This window comes from Microcoleus sp. Pol12B4 (genome assembly GCF_036701385.1).
Classification (GTDB): Bacteria; Cyanobacteriota; Cyanobacteriia; order Cyanobacteriales; family Microcoleaceae; genus Microcoleus.
On sequence record NZ_JAUBQR010000063.1, the window covers coordinates 1 to 22,442 of the forward strand.

The following is a 22,442-nucleotide window of genomic DNA, read 5'->3' on the forward strand; positions in this document are numbered from 1 at the left end:
ATTACTGGATTGGTGTGATCGAGTTTTGCAAACAAAGTTGCTTTAGAACCGTTCCAGCGCCAGAGGTACAATTTGCGATCGGCATTGGCGGCGGCAATTATCTTTCCGTCTGGACTAAAACTCACGCTTCTGACAATGCCACTGTGGCTGAGAGTATCTAACAGTTTGCCGTTTAAACTCCAGACTTTCACTGTTTTGTCATCGCTCGCCGATGCAACAGTTTTATCATCAGGTGAAATGCTCACCCAGGTAACAGAATCCTTGTGACCTTCTAAAATTTTGAATAAACTGCCGTCAGCCCTCCAAAGTCTCACTGTTTTGTCACCACTAGCAGAAGCAATTGTTTTGCCGTCAGCACTAAAACTGACTTTGTAAACCCAGTCTCCGTGTCCCGATAAAATCTTATTCAGCGGAGTGCTATCCGGTTGCCAAATTTTCACTATTTTGTCCTTACTTGCGGAAGCAATAGTGCCGTCGCCGCTGAAACTCACTGCCCTCACGTCGTCTTGATGTCCTCGAAAAGTGTTGAGCAAAGTGCCGCTGCGACTCCAAACTTTCACTGTATCGTCTGCACTGCCAGTGACAATTTTTTTGCCGTCGCGACTGAAACTCGCGCTGACAACTTCATCGTTATGTCCTTTGAGAGTTCGGATTTCCTCACCGTTTCGGTTCCAAATTTTAGCTGTGGTATCCGCACTGGCTGAGACGAGTTCTCGGCCGTTTGGACTGAACTTAATGCTGTACACAATGTCAGAATGTTTGGTTAATGTTTTGGGATTAATTGTAAATTTCTGGGTTTTACTTTCTCGGTTCCAAAGTTTGACAGTTTTGTCTACACTTGCTGAGGCAATTGTTTGACCGTCGGGGCTGAAACTGACGCCCAGCACCCAGTCTTTGTGTCCGGTTAAGGTTTGCAGCAATTTTTTATTCGCAAGGTTCCAGATTTTGACGGTGTTGTCGTGACTGGCAGAAGCTAGGGTTTTGCCGTCGGGACTGAAACTGACGCTGGTGACGATATCGCGGTGGCCGGATAAAATGCCGTGAAGCGGAGCTATCCCGTAGGGAATCGCACTTTTGTCGTTATCTACTTGCCAAATTCTAATTGTGCGATCGGCACAACCAGTAGCGATCGTTTTCCCATCGGGACTAAAACTAACACTCGTCACGCTATCTGGGTGATTGAAAGTTTTTAATAACTTACCTTCTTTGCTCCACAATTTCACAGTTTTGTCAGCACTTGCCGAAGCAACTGAATTGCCGTCGGGGCTGACACTCACATCCAAAACAAACTTGCTGTGCTGCTGGAAACGGTTGCGTTCTTGCACCCCGGAAACTGCTTGTCTGAGTCTTTCAGCAATTTTATTTTTAGTCTCCACAGGTAGGGCTGTACTTTTCTGAGAATCACGAGCAATTTTGATACTATTTTCCAACACTCCTAATTGATTTTTTTCATTAGAAAGCACCAAAGCTTCCGACGCCGAATTTAGGGCATCAGTCCGACTTTTTTCTGCTTCCTGCCGTGCGCTTTCTGCTAATTTTGCTTGCTCGAATGCCATCCCCGAAACACCTCCTAGTACAAGCACTCCTAGAACCGCCGCCCGCAATTGCCATCTCCGAGTTTGGTAAAGTTGAGCTTCCGCTTGGTACTGTTTGTCTCTAGCTTCCGACAGCAAAGCATCTTGCTCTCTGTCCTTGCGAATTTGTTCAATTTCATCTCGATTAATTTGGTTTTGCTTTCGCAGTTCCTCAAATTCTGCCTTTTGATCTAATTCTTGCTGCTGGCGAATGAAGCTAACTAAATAATCGTGAACGAGCTGATAAAGCTCTGCCGGTAGTTCCGTCCATCGAAAAACTAAACCAGAGTTTACTAACAGTTCTAAGACTAAATCTAATTTGTCAGCTTCAGCAAATGTCGCTAAATTTGAGGCTAATTCTGCGCGGGTTTTTAGGGGACGTATCTCCTCTTCATCTGTGAGCAAATACAATACTCGGCGCGCCGCTACTTCATTCTCTGGGCCGCAATCTTTGATGACTTCTTCGAGAAACCTTTCGACTAATTTTTGTTGCGGATTGTTGCCGAGCTCCTGATATTGACTTAAAGTTCTAATGTTCTCTTGTTGCAGTTGAGCGCCGACAAGTTGTAGTTCGATCGGGCGGACTTCTCCCAATTCTCCAGCTAAATTTTTGACTAATTCTTCGATCAGCTCTGGTTCTAAGTAAAACTGCGCTCGTTCAGTTAAAGTGCGAATTACCGATCGCGCATCTACCAGCGAAAAATTTCCCAAATAAAACAGAATGTTTTTGCTGAGAATGTCCTCCAAAATATCATTGTTAACCAATCCTGTCTGGTTTTTGGGTCGGGAAAATTCCAGCAAATAGTGTAGGTAATCTTCCCGCAAACACAGGACAACTTTTAAGTATTTGATTTTCAAGCATTCCCGCAAAAAATCAAAAAATATTTGTCTTTCCGCTGGCTCTTTCCACACGAAAAAAAATTCTTCAAATTGGTCAAATATCAGAACAGTGACTAAATGTTCGGAATTTCTTTGCAGCTCTTTGATAATGTTTTCGTATTCGAGCGCCTGTTGTTGTATGATTAATTCTACTGGCTGTGATTGCTCCCTTTCATCCTCATTACTCCCAGTCGAGCCACCCTGAAACCCCGAAATAAGATTTCCCTTGACTGAGCTTGGTTCTACTAGAAAATCTACCGGAGAAATTTCTGGTACTGCTTCGGCAATTTCCGGATCGAATATTTCCGCCTTCCCCGCAGATAACTGTCTGGTCAATTCCCGCGGCCAGTTGTTATAAACTTGCAGCACTACGGGCAAAACAGTCCGCATTTCTATTTTTTTTTGTTTGAGAGCTGGTACTAATCCTCCCGTGACTATTGAACTTTTGCCAACTCCAGACTGACCGTAAATTACTGTCAGTTTGTCGGGGGTATTGTTCATCCTATATATCAAGCGGTTGAGGTCTTGTTCTCTGCCGGAAGCTGTAATTTCGTCAGCAATAGTAGCCGCGTTTGCAACAGTTTCGGCGACGGAATTAACCGCTTCTCTGTGCGGCTGCAACTTTCCGGCTCCAATAAAAGCTCGGAACCGATACGTGTGTTCCACCGCTCGGTAATCTTGCTTAATTTGAAATGCTTCGAGATATTCTCCCTGCTGAAAATATAGCGATCGCAGCATTTCTAAAACCCGCAAATACAGTTGCGGGTTGTAGCACGCTTCGGTTTCCGAGCGAGCAAGCTCTAAATGGGCGATCGCCTCCTGCACCTCACCCAACTGACTCTGGGCCTCTGCTAAAATTAACAGATACAAGCCTAGATGCTGCGACTTTACAGGGGTTCCCTGTCCTGTCGCTTCTAAATTTGAGTTGAGAACGTCTAGAGCGATTAAAGCCCATTCTTTCGCCCCTTGCCAGTTCTTTTGCTCTAAGGCTACTCTAGCCAAAAAGCCGTAATCTTGAGCCAAATTAACTGCTGAATTTTCCATATTTTTATGTAACCTCCGAGCTTTGATAGCTAAATTCCAGAGTGCATCCCAATCTTCTAACTGCTGCAATACTTCGCCAAGTTGATTGATGAATATACCAACGGCATCCGGCCGTCCCGCCCGTTCTAAAACATCAATACATTCCTGAAAATAATTCTTAGCTTCCGTCCAGTAAGGGCGGTTGCTGCTGCGGTGTTGTTCTGCTTGGAAGCGGTAGCAAAGACCGATGTGGAACAGCAGAATTCCCTCTAGCACCGGGGCTGGGTGAACGGTAAATAACAAAGCGCTAAATTCTGTCTTTTGTCCAATAAATGCTACTTGATGCTTCCAAAAACTGAGACTTTTTTGATACAATTCAATAGCCGCAGGGATGCGGTGACAAGCATATTCGTGCCTACCGCGAATAAATTGCAAACTCGCTTCTATAGCTGGTTCTAACCTGATGTTGCAAGTTTGCAAGTCTTGGCTAGCTGACTCTAGTTCACTCAAAGAATTGGCTCCGAGAATGGCAGAATTAGTTAAACGCCAATTGCCACTTTCTAAAATGTTGGAAAAAATGCGATCGGCACTTTTGCCCAGGAAATCCACCAAGTCATCTGGGCCGAGGACAAATTCAACAGTGGTCGTCCAAGTCTCGATATCTGTTACTAACCGAATCAGTTTTTTTAATATTTTGTCTGTCACCCACAGCACCACCGGAAAGGGAAAATTATTCCGAAATTCTTCCCTCACGTAGTTGGTAGAAGTCAGCAGTCGATCGATCGCGCTTACCGATTCCAATCCAAACACCATTAAAGCTGACGGGTGGCTGCAGGAAACTTTGGTTTCTATCGTCGTGTAAAGAGTTTTAACCGATGGCGGGAGGACAATTTCTCGAATCTCGATCCCAGACTCTTCCCGCAAATGCCGTGCCGTTTGCTCTCTCATCGCACTGTAATTGCACCGTACCAAAATCAACGAAAATTGCCCCTGAGACATTCTCAGAGTCCGGATGAGAGTTTGCAGCGAACTTGTGTTTTGCTGTGCTGCGGTTTCTTCCTGGCAGTGCGAATTAATCATAATTAATTTTTGAAAAAGTTTCTCAGGATAGGTGTTGTCAACTGCCGAAAAAAGGAAGTTCGGCAACGGATTTTGTAACGGATGTAACGGATATAACTGATGTAACGGGTGTAACGGATGGACGCCAGGGGGAAAGTCCAATTAAGAACGTCCTAACCGTGTTGGGGGTTGCTATAAGTTGACTTTTACCCGTTTTTACGTTTGCCAATCACAGCGAAGAATCACATGATTAATTTTATTTCTGCCATTTGGGGCGATTTCCCATCAGTGGGAACTATCAATTAGTTAAGTTTATTTCAGCCTGCATACTTATTGTTTTAGCCGATCGCATTAAAGCATACCCAAAAAAATACATACTCTGTTATTCGCATATTCCCAGCAAAATCAACCGGATTTTACTGAAATCTTGATAATTGCTCCAATTCTAGCCCGCAAAAGAGTCTTTGTTTCCAGGGTTCCCAGCCATCGCCCAAATCGCCCAAATCCGATTCAGTTATTCGCATATCCCGGAAATCCGGCATTCCCGGGTTGACTGACCCCTGGCCGCACTGAGATAAACTACCGGGGGCGGCTCATCAATTACAGCTTGAAGATTTTTTGTCATAAATTTACTAATCTCCATATCTAAAGTAGCTGCAAAATCAGGTTCATCCCAATCCTCGCTTTCTTCAATGCTGATTGTTGTTGGTGCGGGCATATCAAAATCAAGCTCATCGCCAAAATCCGAAACTTTCTTAATTGGATCTATTGTCTGATCGTTATCAGCGGCCAAAGCTTGAGTTGTATTAGTCATTAGTACGATCGGCAGTGCTACTATGGCACTTATTGTTTGTAGCGCCGTGATTTTCCTCATGGTATCCTCCTGGTATAAACTAAACTTTGATGCTGCTATACATTCAACATCTGCAGCTACTTTAGATCGCTCTCAGTCGATTTTAGATTTTAGATTTTAGATTTACTCCACATATAAATTTGAGAGCTTTAACTATGGTCTAAAATTGTGGGTTAGTTACCACTCCTGTAGTTCGCAAGTATCCGTTTTTGAGCAGATTCATTAATTAATAGTGGCTTGTTTTTCCGCAGGATATAACCTTATCTGTGACTGTTTATGGCAAGTTTGCTTAACGAAGCATATCCGGTCAACTGTTTGCCTTTCTATTTACTACGTGAAAACTCTTAAACAGTCAGGTTTTCCCGTTAAGTAATTCCCCAGCCTTTGTGAGTGTTCATCTCAGACTCAAAGCAAAGTGGGTGAGAAGTACGCGCGAGCGTAGCTATCTCGTAGGGAATCGCACACCAGTTTTGGCACACCTGTTTTCGCACTCCCGCGCTGCCACCAGCAAGCTGATGTGACATACCACAGCCACCGGATATCTGTCAATACTTATATCTTAACATTTCTAATTTTTTGCATAATTATCGTTACCAGGAAAAGCCTGGTAACGCAGCTCGGCGAGGCAGAGCCTCCAGCCAAGTCGAGAGGACTCCTATTTCGTCAAGCCGTGTTCGAGAGCGAAGCGAACCAACTCAGTACGGCTGTTAGTACCCGTCTTGCTAAACAAACGGCTGACGTACTTTTCCACATTACGCACGCTAGTTTCCAAGCGGCGGGCAATTTCCTTATTCATCAAACCTTGAGCAACCAAATCCAAAACACTTTGTTCTCGCGGAGTCAAATCAATTTTAATCGGGGAAGGACTTTGGGCGATCGAACTCCGCCCACTCAGCAAAGACTCAATTCTCGCCATTTGGCTTGTCAAAGCAGCAATATCTGGACTTTCAGCATTTTCGCTCGTCTCCTTAGCAGCCGCGCGGCGGGCCAGCAAATTGGTTACTATTGCTACTAATTCGTCAGGATCGAAGGGCTTAGAAAGATAAGCATCGCAGCCTGCTTGATAGCCTTGAATACGATCGCTCGTCATCCCCTTAGCCGTCAAAAACACCACCGGCAAAGACTTATAGCGAGGATCTTCCCGCACTTGCTTGAGAAATTGATAACCGTCCACCTGGGGCATCATAATGTCTGAAATGACCAAATCGGGATTGTACTGCTGCAAAAGTTCCCAGCCGTCGCGAGCATTACTGGCAACCTCAACCGCAAAATCGCTATCTTCCAAATAAGCTTGTACTGCTTCCCGCAAGCCCGGTTCATCATCTACCAATAATAATCGTGCTGACATAGTTTTTACCCTTACGCTTTACCACTATTTTTTAATTTAGCCGAATTTAACTCTTCTTGTCACTCCATCCATCCAAGGAACTAAAAAAATTGTTGTTTAACTCAAGAGTTTTGAGTTAGGTTTTGATCTAACGATTAAAAAGTTCTTAAATCTTTAATTCAAAACTCGAAACTCAAAACTCAAAATTATTGTTGAACCCTTCAACTTAAACTTTTGAACGATCGGTCAAAATTTCATAACCAGTTTCCGTCACCAACACAGTATGCTCAAACTGAGCAGACATAGCATTGTCAACCGTCACAGCAGTCCACTTGTCAGAAAGCGTCCGAGTGTACTTAGAACCGGCATTCAGAATTGGTTCGATCGCCAATGTCATGCCTGCTCGCAATTTCACGTTCGGCATTTCCCGCGTGCGGAAATTGAAAACCGACGGTTCCTCGTGCAAATTTCGCCCGACACCGTGGCCGGTAAACTCCTCAACGACGCTAAAACCGTTGCTTTTGACATGATCTTCGATCGCACCAGCCAGATCGAGCAAATAAGCTCCAGCCTTCACTTGTTCGATGCCTTTGTAGAGAGCTTCTTCTGCGACTCGGATTAATTTTGCCGATTCGGGAGTCACTTCCACAACTGCGATCGTAATGCAAGAATCGCCGTGAAAACCTTGATAATATGCCCCAGTATCTACCTTGAGAACATCTCCTGCCCGAATTACTTTTTTGGGACTGGGTATGCCGTGAACAACTTCGTTATTAATGCTAGAGCAAATCGATCCTGTGAAACCGTGATAGCCTTTAAAGCTGGGAGTTGCACCCATTTCGCGGATGCGTCTTTCGGCATAAGCATCCAAATCAGCAGTAGTCATTCCCGGTTTTACCATTAAGGAAATTTCTTTGAGTACCGTTGCAACGATTTTCCCTGCCTGTCGCATAATTTCGATTTCGCGTTCCGACTTAATTTCAATGCCTCGACGCTGTTTTTTGACTTGTGGTGCTTGAGTAGGACCAGAAAGCAGACTGCTAAAAATATTCATGTATTGATTGGCGGGTAATTTTGTACTTTGACGGCAGGTTGAAGCAAAAAACGGCAAATATCCAGTTTTTTGTGGAAAAACGAGTGTCTTGTTCCGAACTGTCGATCGCTTGTCCTTTAAGCTAGCTTAATATTTTTCTCACTAATCGGCACGGGATTGGGGGGTCAACAAAGCGGTTTTAACCGCCGAGTCTGTCGGTTCAGGATTCCCGAGCATTCCTGTGAGGTTAGCAATTGCGGCAATTAACTTAGTTATGTCAACTGGTTTAGATAAGTGCATCTGGAAACCAGCTTCCAGCGCTTGCTTGCGCTCTTCCTCTCTGGCGTAGGCCGTCAGAGCGATCGCAGGCATCTTTCCACCCCTGAGCACTTCCATTTCTCTCACGCGCGCGATCAACTCATAGCCGTCTGCTTGCGGCATTCCAATGTCGCTCAGCAGCAGATCCGGCCAATAACTCTCCAGTGCAGCTACAGCCCCGGCCACCGATGCCGCCGATCGCACGATAGCTCCTTCGTCCTCGAGTAAAGCAATCAAAAACTCCCGCGTGTCATCGTCATCATCCACCACCAGCAATTGCAAATTAGTCAGAGTGGGGAGAATCTCTGTCGCGTCATTGAGCGGCGACCAAGCATCCCCTGCACCTTGGGTCTTCCTTTGTGCCACAGGTAAAGCCACCGTAAATTTCGCACCCGCGCCCGGATTATTCTCTGCATACACCTTACCGCCGTGCAGTTCCACCAAGTGACGGACGATCGCCAATCCCAGGCCCAAACCTCCGTAAGACCTAGTTGTGCTGCTATCAGCTTGGCGGAAGCGATCGAAAACATAAGGCAAAAAATCAGGAGCGATACCAATGCCGCTATCAATTATCTCAATTTGAGCCTCATCGCCAACTGACTCTAACCGCACCTCTACTTTACCCTGTTGGGGACTAAACTTAATCGCATTTGAAAGCAAATTCCACACAATTTGCTGCAAGCGATCGAAATCGCCGATAACTTCACCTACATTTGGACTGCACGTTAATTCTAGGACTATTGATTTTTCCTCAGCTAGGGGCTGCAAGGAATCTATTGCCAAGTTGATCGCAGATTCTAACCGAATCGGATGCTTATTTAAATTTAGTTTCCCGCGCAGAATCCGCGAAACATCTAAAATATCTTCAATGAGTTGAGATTGAGATTTAGCATTACGCTCAATTGTTTCTAGGGCTTTCTCTATAGTATCTTGGTCAAATGTTTTGGTACGAAGCAGCCTAGACCAGCCGAGAATTGCATTTAAAGGAGTACGGAGCTCGTGAGAGAGAATAGCTAGAAATTCATCCTTCATCTGATTAGCTCTCTCAGCTTCTTGTCGCGCCACTTGTTCGCGGATTAGTCTGCCGCGTTCTTCCTCTGCTTGCTTGCGGTCTGTGACATCTCTAACCGTACCCACGTGACCGATCAATTTTCCCAAATCCGAAAACATTGGCGACGACTGCACGTGAATCCAACGCACAGTTTCGCTACCAGCTAATCGAAACTCGTTAGAATATTCCTGGCTTTGTTTAATCCAAGCTAACCAATCTGCTACTACGCGATCGCGATCTTCTGGATGAACTTCCCGCTGCCAAACCTCTGCCAAACTTTCCTCCAATGTTAACCCGCAAATCGCTTGACAACGCGGGTTGATGTAAGTACACCGGCCTTCAACGTCAGCTAAGTAAATTCCCAGGGGTGAACAAGCACACAAAGTGCGAAACCGCTCTTCACTTTTACTTAGTTCACTATTAACAGCAGCTAACTGTGTTGCTTGCTGTCTCACCTCGACTGTTTTTTGGAACAATTCCACAAATACCTGCACCTTCGAGGTCAATATTTCCGGTTCTAAGGGTTTGAACAGGTAATCCACCGCACCCAGAGAATAACCTTTAAACACGTGGGTGTCATTACTGCTGAATGCTGTGATAAAAATAATCGGAGTCGCTCGCGATCGATCTCTAGAGCGAATCAAGGTTGCTGTCTCAAATCCATCCATTCCCGGCATCTGCACATCAAGCAAAATTACTGCAAAATCTTCATTAAGCAGACATCTCAGAGCCTCCGCGCCCGAACTAGCTTGTACTAGATGATAAGAGGGACTGTTGAGGATAGCTTCTAGAGCTACCAAATTTTCTGGGCGATCGTCAACTAAAAGGACATTTACTCGATGGGGGGACTGCAGATTCATAATTTTTTTAATCTTTCATTCTTAGCAAATTGACTAAACAGGGAGCGATTTTAGAGAGGGGTAAAATCCAGTCTACTTTAACATTTGCGATCGCCGACGCTGGCATGGTCGGGCATAGAGCTGAAGCCGGTTCCTCCACGAATGTCAATCCTCCCTCAGCTTTAATTTTTGCCAGCCCTTTACTGCCATCCGAATTAGCTCCCGTTAAAATTATGCCGATAACTTTCTCCCCAAAGGCATCCGCAGCCGACTCAAACAGCACATCGATTGAGGGCCGCGCGTAGCAGACAGGAGCCTCAGTTGATAGTGCAAATTTAGGAGTTCCGCGATTGCGGATTGGGGAGTTTGAATTATGGATTGACTCCACTGCCACGCTCCCCCATTCTGTAAATTCGTTTTCATACAGGATAAACTCCTCGTCAGAGGGCGATTCTATTAGCAAGTGATAGTCAGCAGGAGCCAAGTAAACCCGTCCAGGTACGATCTCCTCTTTGTCTTGGGCCTCTGTGACTTGGAGAGAGCTTTGCTTTTGTAAAAAATAAGTAAGCCTATTCTGAGAACTCTTATGGCGGTGTTGGACAATAACTACAGGCAAAGGAAAGCTTTGTGGCAAATCTGCCAGCAGAAGAGTCAGAGCCTCTAGCCCTCCCAAAGACGTGCCCACAACCACTATTTCAAAATTTTTTTTATTTAATCCTCCGGTAGAGTTTATCACTACTTTCAATGGGTTCATAGTATTTTTCATAAGGTGTAAAAGTCAGAGACTCCTGATGTCCTAGTCCTAAAACTCCAAACATTCCCAGGCTCTCATAAAAAAGCTTGTGTACCCGCTCTTGGAGGTGTGAATTGAAATAAATCATCACATTACGGCATAAAATAACATTAAATTCATTAAAAGAATTATCCGTTGCTAGGTTGTGGTGAGCAAAGACAATATTATCTTTAAGTGAAGAGCGAAAAATCGCATTTTCATAGGCAGCAGTGTAATACTCAGAAAACGCTTTCTTGCCCCCCGCTTGGTGGTATAGTTGCGTATATTCTTGCATTTGTTTCAGCGGGAATATCCCTGTTTTGGCTGTTTTCAAAACTAATTCATTCATGTCCGTAGCGTAAATACGACAACGGTCATACAGTCCTTCTTCTTGCAGCAAGATTGCCATAGAATAGACTTCTTCTCCCGTTGAGCATCCAGCGTGCCAAATCCGAATAAAAGGATAAGTACGCAACAGCGGCACCACTTTATTTCTGAAACTAATGTAAAAACTGGGATCGCGAAACATCGCCGTTACATTGACAGAAATGTCTAGGAGTAAACGATCTAAGTAAGCAGGATTGTGAAGTACCTTTTCCTGAAGTGCAGAGACAGTGGTGAGCCGTTCCGAGCGAATAGTGTTCCAAATACGGCGCTTGAGAGAGGCAAAAGCATAATTGCGAAAATCAAATCCGTAATAGCGAAACATTCCCTCTAGTAGGAGTTGAATTTCGATTGTTTCAAGTTCATGGCTTTCGGGCATTTTTAATGACTAATTGGTTATTGGGCATTTTTGACTGTTAACTGCTGACTGTTGACTGCTGACTAATGACAACTAACAACTGCCAACAGTCAACTTCCAAGTGAACAACTGACTTCATTATCGATAAAGCCAGACACGCAGCAGCGAGAGCAACTGTTCCGTATCAACAGGTTTGGTAATGTAGTCAGACGCACCAGCTTCGATACATTTTTCCCGATCGCCCTTCATCGCTTTCGCAGTCAGAGCAATCATTGGCAACGAAGCAAATTGAGGCATATTACGAATTGCTTGCATGGTTTCGTAACCGTCCATCTCTGGCATCATCACGTCCATCAACACAATATTTATCTCAGGCGTATTTTGCAATTTAGCAATGCCCTCTCTGCCATTCTCAGCATACACAACTTCCATTTTATGGCGCTCCAGCATACTTGTGAGGGCGAAAATATTCCGCATATCGTCGTCAACAATCAAGACTGTTTTGCCCGCCAGCGTCGAATCTGTTTGATACAATTGCTCTAGCATTTGGCGCTTTGGTTCGGGCAAATTTGCTTGCACTCGGTGCAAAAACAAAGCTGTTTCATCTAACAGGCGCTCAGGCGACCGCACATCTTTAACAATGATTGTTTCCGCCATGCGCTTGAGTTGAGTTTCTTCGGATCTTGTCAACTCTTTGCCCGTATAAATAATAAGTGGCAGACTTTTCAAAGTAGCCTCTTGCTTGATCTGCTCTATCAGTTCAAAACCAGTCATATCTGGTAGTCCCAAATCGAGTACAACGCAGTCAAAATGCCCCGATTTCAAAATTTCTAGCGCCTCTGCACCACTCCCCACAGCCGTGGTAGAAACATCGTGATTACCGATTAAATCCACAATACCTAGACGCTGTGTTTCGTCGTCTTCCACGACTAGCAAATTCTTCACTGGTCGCTCCACAAACCCCTTAATATCAGTCAAAGCTTTGCTCAATGCTTCGCGACTGACAGGCTTTTGTAAGTAAGCGATCGCCCCTAACTGCAAACTGCGCTGCCGCCCTTCTTCAACTGATACAATGTGAACCGGAATGTGGCGCGTACTTGGGTCGTGCTTCAAGCGATCGAGCACTGTCCAGCCATCCATCACAGGCAAATTTAGATCCAGCATAATCGCAGTTGGCTTGAACTCTCGAGCCATCGCCAAACCGATATCGCTCCGCAAAGCCACCAAACCTTTAAAACCCTGTTCCTGCGCCATATCCAGCAGAATCCGAGCAAAGTTTACATCATCTTCAATAATCAACAGCACGCGATCGTCACTCTCAATATTTTCTCGATCATCAAAGATTAAAGGTGAGGGGTAAGGTGCGATCGGCAAGTGGAAATTCGGCAAAGGAAGTGCGGGAGAATTAGCAGGGGGTAATTGAGGCGTTTGCTTGCCCGTTCCCGAACCCGTATCATTCATTATGCGCGATTCTTGGTAAGTTTGTGGCAGATAAAGCGTGAACTTACTACCCTCACCAGGATGACTTGTCAATTTAATTTCTCCACCTAACAAATTAGCGATTTCTCTACTAATTGACAAACCCAAACCCGTGCCCCCGTATTTGCGGCTAGTGCTACCATCTGCTTGTTGAAAAGCCTCAAAAATAACCCTGTGTTTTTCAGCAGAAATCCCTATCCCGGTATCGCTAACTGAGAAAGCCAAAACAGTAGGGGAACTCCTTAAACTTTCTATCTCTAAACTCCACCCTTCCCGCACTACTTCGGCACGCAATTTCACCTCCCCTCGCTCTGTAAACTTAAACGCATTAGAGAGGAGATTCTTCAAAACTTGTTGCAGCCGTTTAGCATCAGTATAGAGACCTTTTGGCAACCCAGCCTCAAGCTCTATTTTAAAACTCAACTTCTTATCCTGGGCGATTTGGCGGAAAGTCCGATCCAAATGATCTCGCAAGTCCGTAAACAACACTTGCTCAATTTCCACCGACATCGTGCCCGATTCAATCTTAGCGAGATCCAAGATGTCATTAATCAGCCCCAGCAAATCATTTCCCGCGGAGTAAATTGTGCGCGTGTATTCAACTTGCTTCAGAGTCAAATTGCCTTCAGTATTGTCAGAAAGCAATCGAGCCAGAATCAACAGCGAATTTAGCGGAGTTCGCAACTCGTGAGACATATTTGCCAGAAACTCCGACTTATACTTAGAAGTTAGAGCCAACTGTTCTGCTCTTTCTTCCAACAACCCCCTCGCCTGTTCGATATCTCGGTTTTTCCGCTCCACTTCCTTATTTTGCAGCGCTAGCAATTCAGCTTGTTCTTCTAGTTCTTCATTCGTTTGTTGCAACTCTTCCTGCTGACTCTTTAACAGTTCCTCAGATGCGCGGAGTGACTGCGCTTGTTGTTCAAGACGCTTGTTAGTTTCCGTTAGTTCTTTTTGCTGAGTTTGTAACTCTTCGGCCAAAGACTGTGACTGTTTCAGCAACTCTTCAGTCCGCATACTCGCCGCAATTGTATTTAAGACAATGGCGATACTTTCTGTAAGTTGGTCGAGGAATGTCAAGTGTATTTCGCTGAATCGGCGGAACGAAGCTAACTCGATTACTGCCGTCACTTGTCCCTCAAATAATACGGGTAAAACCACCACATTCAGCGGCGTAGATTCTCCCAGTCCCGATCCAATTTTAACGTAGTTTTCCGGCACTTCGGTCAACAGTATCCGTTCTTTTTCCAGGGCGCACTGTCCTACCAAACCTTCGCCTAAATGGAATCTATTTCCTAACTGTTTGCGTTCGCGGTATGCGTAGGTACTTAACAGTTTGAGAAACGGATCGTGTTCGACAGATTCCATCATAAAGAAGACGCCATGCTGAGCAGAAACCAGCGGCGTCAATTCTGAGAGAATTAGTTTAGAAACAGTTTCTAAATCCCGCTGACCTTGTAGCATTCGAGTAAACTTAGCAAGGTTTGTTTTCAGCCAATCTTGCTCAGTATTTTTCTGCGTAGTCTCCCGGAGATTGGCGATCATCTGGTTAATGTTGTCCTTAACAATGGCAACTTCTCCTTCCGTGGCCACGGAAATTGACCTCGTTAAATCGCCTCTGGTAACAGCAATTGCTACTTCTGCGATCGCCCGCAGTTGAGTAGTCAAATTCGCCGCCAATTCATTCACGTTATCCGTCAAATCTCGCCACGTCCCCGCCGCACCCGGAACCTTGGCCTGGCCGCCCAATTTCCCTTCAATTCCCACTTCCCGCGCCACTGTAGTAACTTGATCGGCAAACGTCGCGAGCGTATCAATCATCTCATTAATCGTATCTGCCAGAGTCGCAATTTCTCCCTTAGCTTCCAGCATTAATTTGCGCTTCAAATCGCCATTCGCCACCGCCGTCACAACCTTAGCAATACCCCGCACTTGCGCTGTCAAATTCCCCGCCATCGAGTTTACGTTGTCGGTTAAATCTTTCCAAGTTCCCGCAACTCCTTTCACCTCAGCTTGACCGCCCAATTTACCCTCAGTTCCCACCTCCCGCGCCACCCGCGTTACCTCAGAAGCAAAGGAATTAAGCTGATCCACCATCACGTTAATAGTGTCTTTCAACTCCAGAATTTCGCCTTTAACATCAACGGTGATTTTCTTAGACAAATCGCCATTTGCCACCGCTTTCGTCACTTCCGCAATATTCCGCACCTGCGCCGTCAAATTCCCCGCCATCAAGTTAACATTATCGGTTAAATCTTTCCAAGTTCCCCCTACACCACGCACGTAAGCTTGCACACCTAATTTACCTTCCGTTCCTACTTCCCTAGCAACTCTGGTTACTTCAGATGCGAAGGAACTCAACTGATCCACCATGATGTTAATCGTGTTTTTCAGTTCGAGAATTTCGCCTTTAACATCTACTGTAATTTTTTTGGATAAATCGCCATTTGCCACCGCCGTTGTCACTTCGGCAATGTTACGCACTTGTGCTGTTAAATTCCCCGCCATCGAGTTAACTGAATCCGTTAAATCTTTCCAAGTTCCAGCAACTCCTTTAACTTCAGCTTGCACCCCTAATTTCCCTTCGGTTCCTACTTCTCTCGCAACCCTAGTTACTTCCGACGCAAAGGAATTCAACTGATCCACCATCGTGTTGACGGTGTTTTTTAACTCCAGAATTTCACCCTTAACATCTACAGTAATTTTTTTGGATAAATCGCCATTTGCCACCGCAGTAGTAACAGCCGCAATATTCCGTACTTGCTCTGTCAAACTACCCGCCATAAAATTAACTGAATCCGTTAAATCCTTCCAAGTTCCTGCTACGCCTCGGACATCCGCTTGACCGCCTAGTTTACCTTCCGAACCCACTTCCCTAGCAACCCTCGTTACTTCAGATGCAAAGGAATTAAGCTGATCCACCATCACGTTAATGGTGTTTTTCAGTTCTAAAATTTCGCCTTTAACCTGTACCGTAATTTTTTTAGATAAGTCACCGTTAGCAACAGCAGTCGTCACCTCAGCAATGTTGCGGACTTGTGCTGTTAAATTTCCGGCCATTGAGTTAACTGAATCCGTTAAATCTTTCCAGGTTCCTGCTACTTCCTGCACTTCAGCTTGCACGCCTAACTTCCCTTCCGTTCCGACTTCCCTAGCAACCCTGGTTACTTCAGATGCGAAGGAATTTAACTGGTCAACCATCGTGTTGACGGTATTTTTGAGTTCGAGAATTTCCCCTTTAACATCTACTGTAATTTTCTTAGATAAATCGCCCTTTGCCACAGCGGTTGTCACTTCAGCGATGTTCCGCACTTGTGCTGTCAAACTGCCTGCCATGAAGTTAACACTATCCGTTAAATCCTTCCAAGTTCCGGCAACTCCTTTAACTTCTGCTTGACCGCCGAGTTTGCCTTCGGAACCCACTTCCCTAGCAACTCTGGTTACTTCAGATGCGAAGGAATTTAACTGATCCACCATGATGTTAATAGTGTTTTTTAACTCCAGAATTTCACCTTTAACATCTACTGTAATTTTTTTAGATAAGTCACCATTTGCCACAGCAGTCGTCACGTCGGCAATGTTCCGTACTTGTGCGGTAAGATTGCCAGCCATTGAATTAACTGAATCCGTTAAATCTTTCCAGGTTCCTGCAACTCCCCGCACTTCAGCTTGCACCCCTAATTTGCCTTCCGTTCCTACTTCCCTAGCAACTCTGGTTACTTCAGATGCGAAGGAACTCAACTGATCCACCATGATGTTAATCGTGTTTTTCAGTTCGAGAATTTCGCCTTTAACATCTACTGTAATTTTTTTGGATAAATCGCCATTTGCCACCGCCGTTGTCACTTCGGCAATGTTACGCACTTGTGCTGTTAAATTCCCCGCCATCGAGTTAACTGAATCCGTTAAATCTTTCCAGGTTCCCGCAACTCCTTTAACTTCAGCTTGCACACCTAATTTCCCTTCGGTTCCTACTTCTCTAGCCACCCGCGTTACTTCCGACGCAAAGGAACTCAACTGGTCTACCATTGTGTTAACAATTTGCGCTGTTTGGAGGAATTCTCCTTTGAGGGGTCTGTCTTCTATTTCTAAGGCGATAGTTTGCGATAAATCCCCTTTTGCTACGGCCCGAATTACTCTGGCGGTTTCAGAGGTTGGTTGCACTAAATCTGTAATTAGGGTATTGACAGAGTTGACGCTAGCTGACCATGACCCCTCGGCGCTGCCAATGGTGGCCCGCTGGGCAATTTTCCCTTCTTTACCCACAACTGTGCCGATGCGATCGAGTTCGGCCGCCATTCTCTCATTGAGATCGATAATGTCGTTAAGTTCGTCAGCAATTTTCCCCGCTAGACCCGTCTGGTCTATGGGCATCCGAACTGAAAAGTCCCCTTTTTTGACTGCCACTAAGGTTCTAAGTAACTGTTTGGCATAACCATTATTGGAATTGGGGCTTGTTATCTGTGCAGTTGACATGACCGTTACCTTTGATGAGTTTGAAGGGGAAGGGGGGAATATTTTTGAGATTATTGATATTATCCGACTAAAGCAGTGTCTGATTGCTTCTATCGAAAGATGGATGACAAATTGCTGTTTATCAGCTATTTTGTTACTGATTATTTTATACTGGTTCGCAGGCTCTTCTTGGTAACGAGTTAATTGTGGGTTGTCAGGAACAGGCTCGAAAGCCTGTTCCACCCTGTTCCACAAAGAGTGAATTTTATTGTAGGGCGGGCAGGATGCCCGCCCTACAGATTACCAACTGCGATTATTTCCAATTTTGCCACGAACTATTGAAAATAGAAGTACCCGGAAAGGCGATCGGATTGGAATTTTGTTGCAACCGCAACTGCAACACTTCCAAGTTCGGCTCGCGGGAGGGCAATTCGTCCACTAATTCATAAGGTAGAATCCCTTTTTCCAAGGAAAAAGCAGCCGTAACTCCCGCCGCCGCACCGGCAGACCATTCAAAAGAATGCACTCGATAAGCAGCCGCCGCTGTGTGGCTAACAGCAATACTTTTACCCGCTACTAACATATTGTCAATTTTTTGAGGAATCATTGCCCGCAGCGGAATTTGGAAGGGGTAAGCTTGCCCTTGAGCTTTGCGAGTGCCTTCGCGTTCGGTATTTCCCGGTGCTTCCGGCGGACTGTTGGTCATGCAGGGGTGAAAGTCGATCGCATAATGACCGATACCCACAGAATCAGGATAAATCGTAGCGCGCGATCGCGATTTTGTATCCTCAACAGATTGACTTCCCACAGCTAAAGCCGGCGCATTCAAACCACCCACAGCCAACCACAAATTGCGATACTCTTCCTCCGACAAATTCTGGCGGTAAAAATCAGCCGTAAAGTCAGTGCGAGACATATCAACTTCCCACACCGTAAAACCTTGAGGCTGATTGAAACTCGGCCGCCCAATAATGCGTCGGCCCTCCCGCATATAAGGATATTTAGAAAGTCCGTGCGCCGTCCCCATCGGCGAATCAAACCCGCTCAAAAAACGATTGTTTGGATTAGGCTTTTTGACTCCTTCTCCTAGCTGCGAGTCAGTAGTTCCTGTTACCAGCCAGTAGAAAAATCCTTTGGCATTTTCCTCTCCCTTTCGCAAAGTTTCGGTTCGCAAACCGCCCATCCATCCCCCCGGTTGCAGTTGACCTGCTTCTGCCAACTGCTCGCGAGAATAAATTAAATTATCCTGGGCAGAACCGGGACGATAGTCATTGCCCCAAGTCCAGTTTTGCATCGAAATATCCCCTGGATAAATCGGGATTTGCTTCGGGTCTGAAGGTCGCTTTTCATCCGGTCTCATGCTCCTGATTTGGCGGTAGGTGAAAACTAACGGAAAGCTCGCCAATCTCTGCAATTCGTAGCTGTAGTAAGGAGCATATTGTTGATAAAAAGACGGCACTTGATGCTGCTGCGGCTCCTTCGTTGCCTGCATCGCAAAGGTGTAGGTAAAACCTTGAGTGCAGTAAGCGTCGCCGGTTGCGCTGGGGGAGGAAGGTTCGAGAGGGGAACGCGGGTCAATTCCGAGGCGGTAGGGAACATCGGCAAGTCCGATCAATTCCCCTGTTTCGGTGGCATCTACAACGTACCAATCAGCACCTTTAGGTTGAGAATTTGACTGGTTAGGTGGTTTAGGAATAAACCGAATAATAGTTTTATTAAAGCGCGCCGAATTTTCGTAGCGATAGGCATCTTCGATAGTTTGAGAAAGAGTTTCGGTGTTGAGTGGTGGCGTGTTGGCAGCGGGTTTGTGTTGAATGCCGATCGCACTTTTAATTTGTTGGCCCCCAACCGCATTGCCGGCCACAGCAGGAGTAATTGCTAGTTCTTTAATAACCGTATTGGGAAACCATTTCAGCGTGCCTTTGCCTTTTCTAGCGGCATCCTGCAAGATGTTAAATAGAATTTTGTGACCGTCGTAGGGCATGAAACACGAATAGCTAACCCAACAGCCTCCGGGATTTAGCCGGCCGTAATGTTGCTCGATCCGCCCCCGCAATTCGAGGTAGCCGCGGGGGTAAAATAAGAGCGATCGCTGAGTCTCTCTTTCATCGAGTGCGGAAGTTCCCTGGGAGGAAATTTGACCGCCTACCCAGTCAGTAATTTCAGTAAGGCAAACTGTGCGCCCCGCCAGCAAACCTTCGTAAGCGGTAGCAGCGCCTGCGAGCCCGCCGCCTGCTACTAGAATGTCGCAAGTTTCTGCATTGTCCCGATTGCGCGGAGGTGCGGCAAATACTGGCGAAATGCTCCCCATCGCGGAAATTATGCCGAGGGTGAGGCTAAGGATCGATCGACCTTTGAGCAAAAATAGATACTGTCGAAGTTTCATCGGAGATTGTGGAATTAATTTTGACATAGCGCGAAAAACACTCATGCCATCTAAATGTTTATTTTGCAGTATACTGGTATTTCGCGGTGTTGTCAGGGAAAACTTTTTTAGAGAAGAGGCATTAATACCAGCAACAACTATTGAACAGTCGGCTCTACCTTATGCTCAAAATAGTCAAAATTTTTAGGTCATTGATTCCTTTTGAGAGTTTAACAATTACCACCAGTTTAACTTTTTCGGAGGTTTTACGCAGGTTGGACGAAGTTGTTACTCCTCCCAAAGTTGTTAGAGTAATTATACCCTTTGGGCCGCCACCTGCGAAACCCTATGAAGGAACGATTTCTGGCAAAACCTTCACAATCAATCGCATCATCATCGGTCGAAATTTATTGTTCCCAATTATTGAAGGCAATATACATAATCAACAGTTCGGTTGTTCCATCAAAATTAGGATGACTTTACATAAAATAGTCATAGGACTTCTGATTCTTTGGCTGTGGACAACTGGCAGTATTGGAATGTTTTCTTTATTTGCTTGGTTAGTCGAACCCTCCGTGGGAGCAATATTTTTACCAATTTTAGGAATGTTTATTTTTGGCTGGCTTTTATGCTTAATTCCATTTAAAATAGAAGCAAAAGCAGCTACAAAATTTTTGTCTATTCTCTTAACCTAAAGTAATTTGTAACGGCCATATTTTAGCTGTAATATTAAAAATAATTTAGGTTAATCGATCGTCACCGACGGTAAAAAAACTCCAAATTTATGCGTCAAAACCAACTCAAACAAAAAATTAAACAAGGCGAAACCGTCCTCGGTTTATTTATGAACTGCGCTTATCCCGCATTCATGGAAATATGCGGTCACGCTGGATTCGATTTCGCCGTTATCGATATGGAACACGGCCCCCTGAACCCGCTTGCTGCTGAAGATTTGTGCCGCGCCGCCGACTGCACTGGAATTGCACCGATTATTCGCGTCCGCAAAAACGACGGGCCGCAAATTCAACGAGCTCTCGATATCGGCAGTGCAGGCGTTCAAGTACCTCAAATCGAAAGTAAAATTGATGCCGAAACTGCTGTCAAAAGCGCTAAATACAATCCTCTGGGCACGCGAGGCCTTTCCTTCGCTACGCGGGCGGGACTTTACACCGCCGCAGGTACAAATATCACCAACAAACTCAACGAAGAATCCTTGGTTGTGATTCATGTCGAAGGCAAAGCTGGCATCGACAACCTGGCAGAAATAGTGACTGTCCCAGAGGTGGACGTGATTTTTCTAGGGCCTTACGATCTGTCACAGTCGATCGGCATTCCCGGCCAAGTCCGCGATCCCCGAGTCATCGACATGATGCAGGAGGCAGTGCAAACCATCCGCAAAGCAGGCAAAGCCGCCGGTACTTTTGCTGACAACCCCGAAATCGCCCAGCAGTGGATTGATGCTGGCGTTCAGTACGTCACGCTTGGGGTCGATGTTGCCGTTTTCCTGCAGGCCTGTCAGTCGCTGGTGAAAGCAGTCAATCGATTTTAGATTTTAGATTGGGGATTTTGGATTAAAAGAAGAACCAGCTCCTGAATTCATCTTGCAAGCTTTACGATATCTTTGCAATTTTTGTAGTGTCTTTTACGACACATACAAAAATCCTGCGCTAGAGTAGAAGCATACACCTCCTCAAGGCAAAATTAGGGAGGGGAGCAAGGCTTCAGGGAGTAAAATCTATGAAAACCGTATTAGAATCCATTCATTTGGATTATGCTTTCATGTTTACTTTCAAAAAAGTAAACTCTATTAAGCTAGAAGGTTTCAAGGAATTTTTTGACGATATGCCTGTCGATCCGTATGTGAAAGGTAAGTATCGTTCTAGAAGATTATCGCGGTTTGCAGTCAACGGAAATGAGTTAGTTAAGTTACCTCACGGCTATTTGTATCAAAGCAAAACATACAATCCGCTAGTGGGTGATATCAGGCGGGAATTTGCCGAATTGGACGATCGGCTAATCGCCCTCGATAATTTCAAACAGATGATTTTTGCTTTTTTCGATTCCTGCAAAATTCACCCGGAAGCTGAAATCGGCATCCATCAAATCAGGACGACTTGTTCGCCGCACAATTTCGGCAACCCCGCACCGGAAGGCATTCACCAAGACGGTACTGATTTTATCGGGATTTTCTCGGTTGACAGAACTAATATTGTAGGTGGGGAAACGCATTTGTACTTGGCTAAAAAAGAGAAGCCTGTTTTTAATAAAGTTCTGCATCCGGGAGAATTGCTGTTAGTTAACGACCACGAGTTTTTCCACTTTACTACGCCGATTAAACCGGAATCTGAAGGGTTGGGAACCAGGGATGTCTTTGTGCTAACTTCTCCGAGTTTGCTTACCGATTGAGGAGAGTTGAGAAATTGGGCGGGGAGCATCAAGCGTGAGAGCTTTTATATGAGCGCAAGCGTCCCCGCTCGCTACTAGATATGTAACCTTTGCTAGTGGGGCTTAAACATTTTCTAGCTTCTTGAGGAGCCCAAACCCCCTCTAGCCAAGGGAAAGAGGTCTATGACCTAAAAATGCCTATAACCCTTGGTATAACTAAATTCAAGACTTACGCACTCCGACTTCTCGAAACCGGGTTTTTTACCTTGGGTGCGGGGTGCGAGGGGT

The 22,442-nt window shown here is 45.4% G+C and carries 13 protein-coding genes; 3 read left to right on the forward strand and 10 right to left on the reverse strand.

What is annotated here, in order from left to right:
* The 10 genes from QUA38_RS11290 to QUA38_RS11335 form a co-directional block, all read right to left on the reverse strand.
* Nucleotides 1–4,556: nSTAND1 domain-containing NTPase (locus QUA38_RS11290; protein WP_333161777.1), on the reverse strand; the 4,556-nt coding region annotated here is incomplete at its 3' end.
* A gap of 493 nt (nucleotides 4,557–5,049) precedes the next feature.
* Nucleotides 5,050–5,409: a hypothetical protein gene (locus tag QUA38_RS11295; protein ID WP_333161779.1), complete on the reverse strand. Its 360-nt coding sequence runs from the start codon at nucleotides 5,407–5,409 to the stop codon at nucleotides 5,050–5,052.
* Between the two features lie 344 nt (nucleotides 5,410–5,753).
* A complete protein-coding gene (locus QUA38_RS11300) occupies nucleotides 5,754–5,912 on the reverse strand; it encodes a hypothetical protein (protein WP_333161781.1) in 159 nt (52 codons plus the stop codon).
* A gap of 131 nt (nucleotides 5,913–6,043) precedes the next feature.
* Nucleotides 6,044–6,736, reverse strand: a complete 693-nt coding sequence (locus tag QUA38_RS11305; protein WP_333161782.1) for a response regulator transcription factor — start codon at nucleotides 6,734–6,736, stop codon at nucleotides 6,044–6,046.
* A 205-nt stretch (nucleotides 6,737–6,941) separates the two neighbouring features.
* Nucleotides 6,942–7,769 (reverse strand): type I methionyl aminopeptidase, encoded by an 828-nt coding sequence (gene map / locus QUA38_RS11310; RefSeq protein WP_333068796.1) that lies wholly within the window; start codon nucleotides 7,767–7,769, stop codon nucleotides 6,942–6,944.
* 141 nt (nucleotides 7,770–7,910) lie between these two features.
* Nucleotides 7,911–9,977 (reverse strand): response regulator, encoded by a 2,067-nt coding sequence (locus QUA38_RS11315; RefSeq protein WP_333161784.1) that lies wholly within the window; start codon nucleotides 9,975–9,977, stop codon nucleotides 7,911–7,913.
* Between the two features lie 7 nt (nucleotides 9,978–9,984).
* Entirely contained in the window at nucleotides 9,985–10,710 is a 726-nt protein-coding gene (locus QUA38_RS11320; RefSeq protein ID WP_333161786.1) for a chemotaxis protein CheB, read from the reverse strand.
* Nucleotides 10,664–11,491, reverse strand: coding sequence for a protein-glutamate O-methyltransferase CheR (locus tag QUA38_RS11325; RefSeq protein ID WP_333097163.1), 828 nt, complete (start codon nucleotides 11,489–11,491; stop codon nucleotides 10,664–10,666). Before QUA38_RS11325 ends, QUA38_RS11320 begins: the two co-directional genes overlap by 47 nt.
* 117 nt (nucleotides 11,492–11,608) lie before the next feature.
* Nucleotides 11,609–17,425 (reverse strand): HAMP domain-containing protein, encoded by a 5,817-nt coding sequence (locus QUA38_RS11330; RefSeq protein ID WP_333161789.1) that lies wholly within the window; start codon nucleotides 17,423–17,425, stop codon nucleotides 11,609–11,611.
* 292 nt (nucleotides 17,426–17,717) lie between these two features.
* Nucleotides 17,718–19,817: an FAD-dependent oxidoreductase gene (locus QUA38_RS11335; protein ID WP_445305047.1), complete on the reverse strand. Its 2,100-nt coding sequence runs from the start codon at nucleotides 19,815–19,817 to the stop codon at nucleotides 17,718–17,720.
* A 227-nt stretch (nucleotides 19,818–20,044) separates the two neighbouring features.
* On the opposite strand from QUA38_RS11335, the gene QUA38_RS11340 reads away from it, so the two are divergent.
* The 3 genes from QUA38_RS11340 (at nucleotide 20,045) to QUA38_RS11350 (ending at nucleotide 22,175) form a co-directional block, all read left to right on the forward strand.
* Nucleotides 20,045–20,464: a hypothetical protein gene (locus QUA38_RS11340; protein WP_333161791.1), complete on the forward strand. Its 420-nt coding sequence runs from the start codon at nucleotides 20,045–20,047 to the stop codon at nucleotides 20,462–20,464.
* A gap of 89 nt (nucleotides 20,465–20,553) precedes the next feature.
* Entirely contained in the window at nucleotides 20,554–21,318 is a 765-nt protein-coding gene (locus QUA38_RS11345) for an aldolase/citrate lyase family protein (RefSeq protein ID WP_333161793.1), read from the forward strand.
* Nucleotides 21,319–21,506: 188 nt separating this feature from the next.
* Nucleotides 21,507–22,175: a 2OG-Fe dioxygenase family protein gene (locus QUA38_RS11350; RefSeq protein WP_333161795.1), complete on the forward strand. Its 669-nt coding sequence runs from the start codon at nucleotides 21,507–21,509 to the stop codon at nucleotides 22,173–22,175.
* Nucleotides 22,176–22,442: the final 267 nt, after the last annotated feature.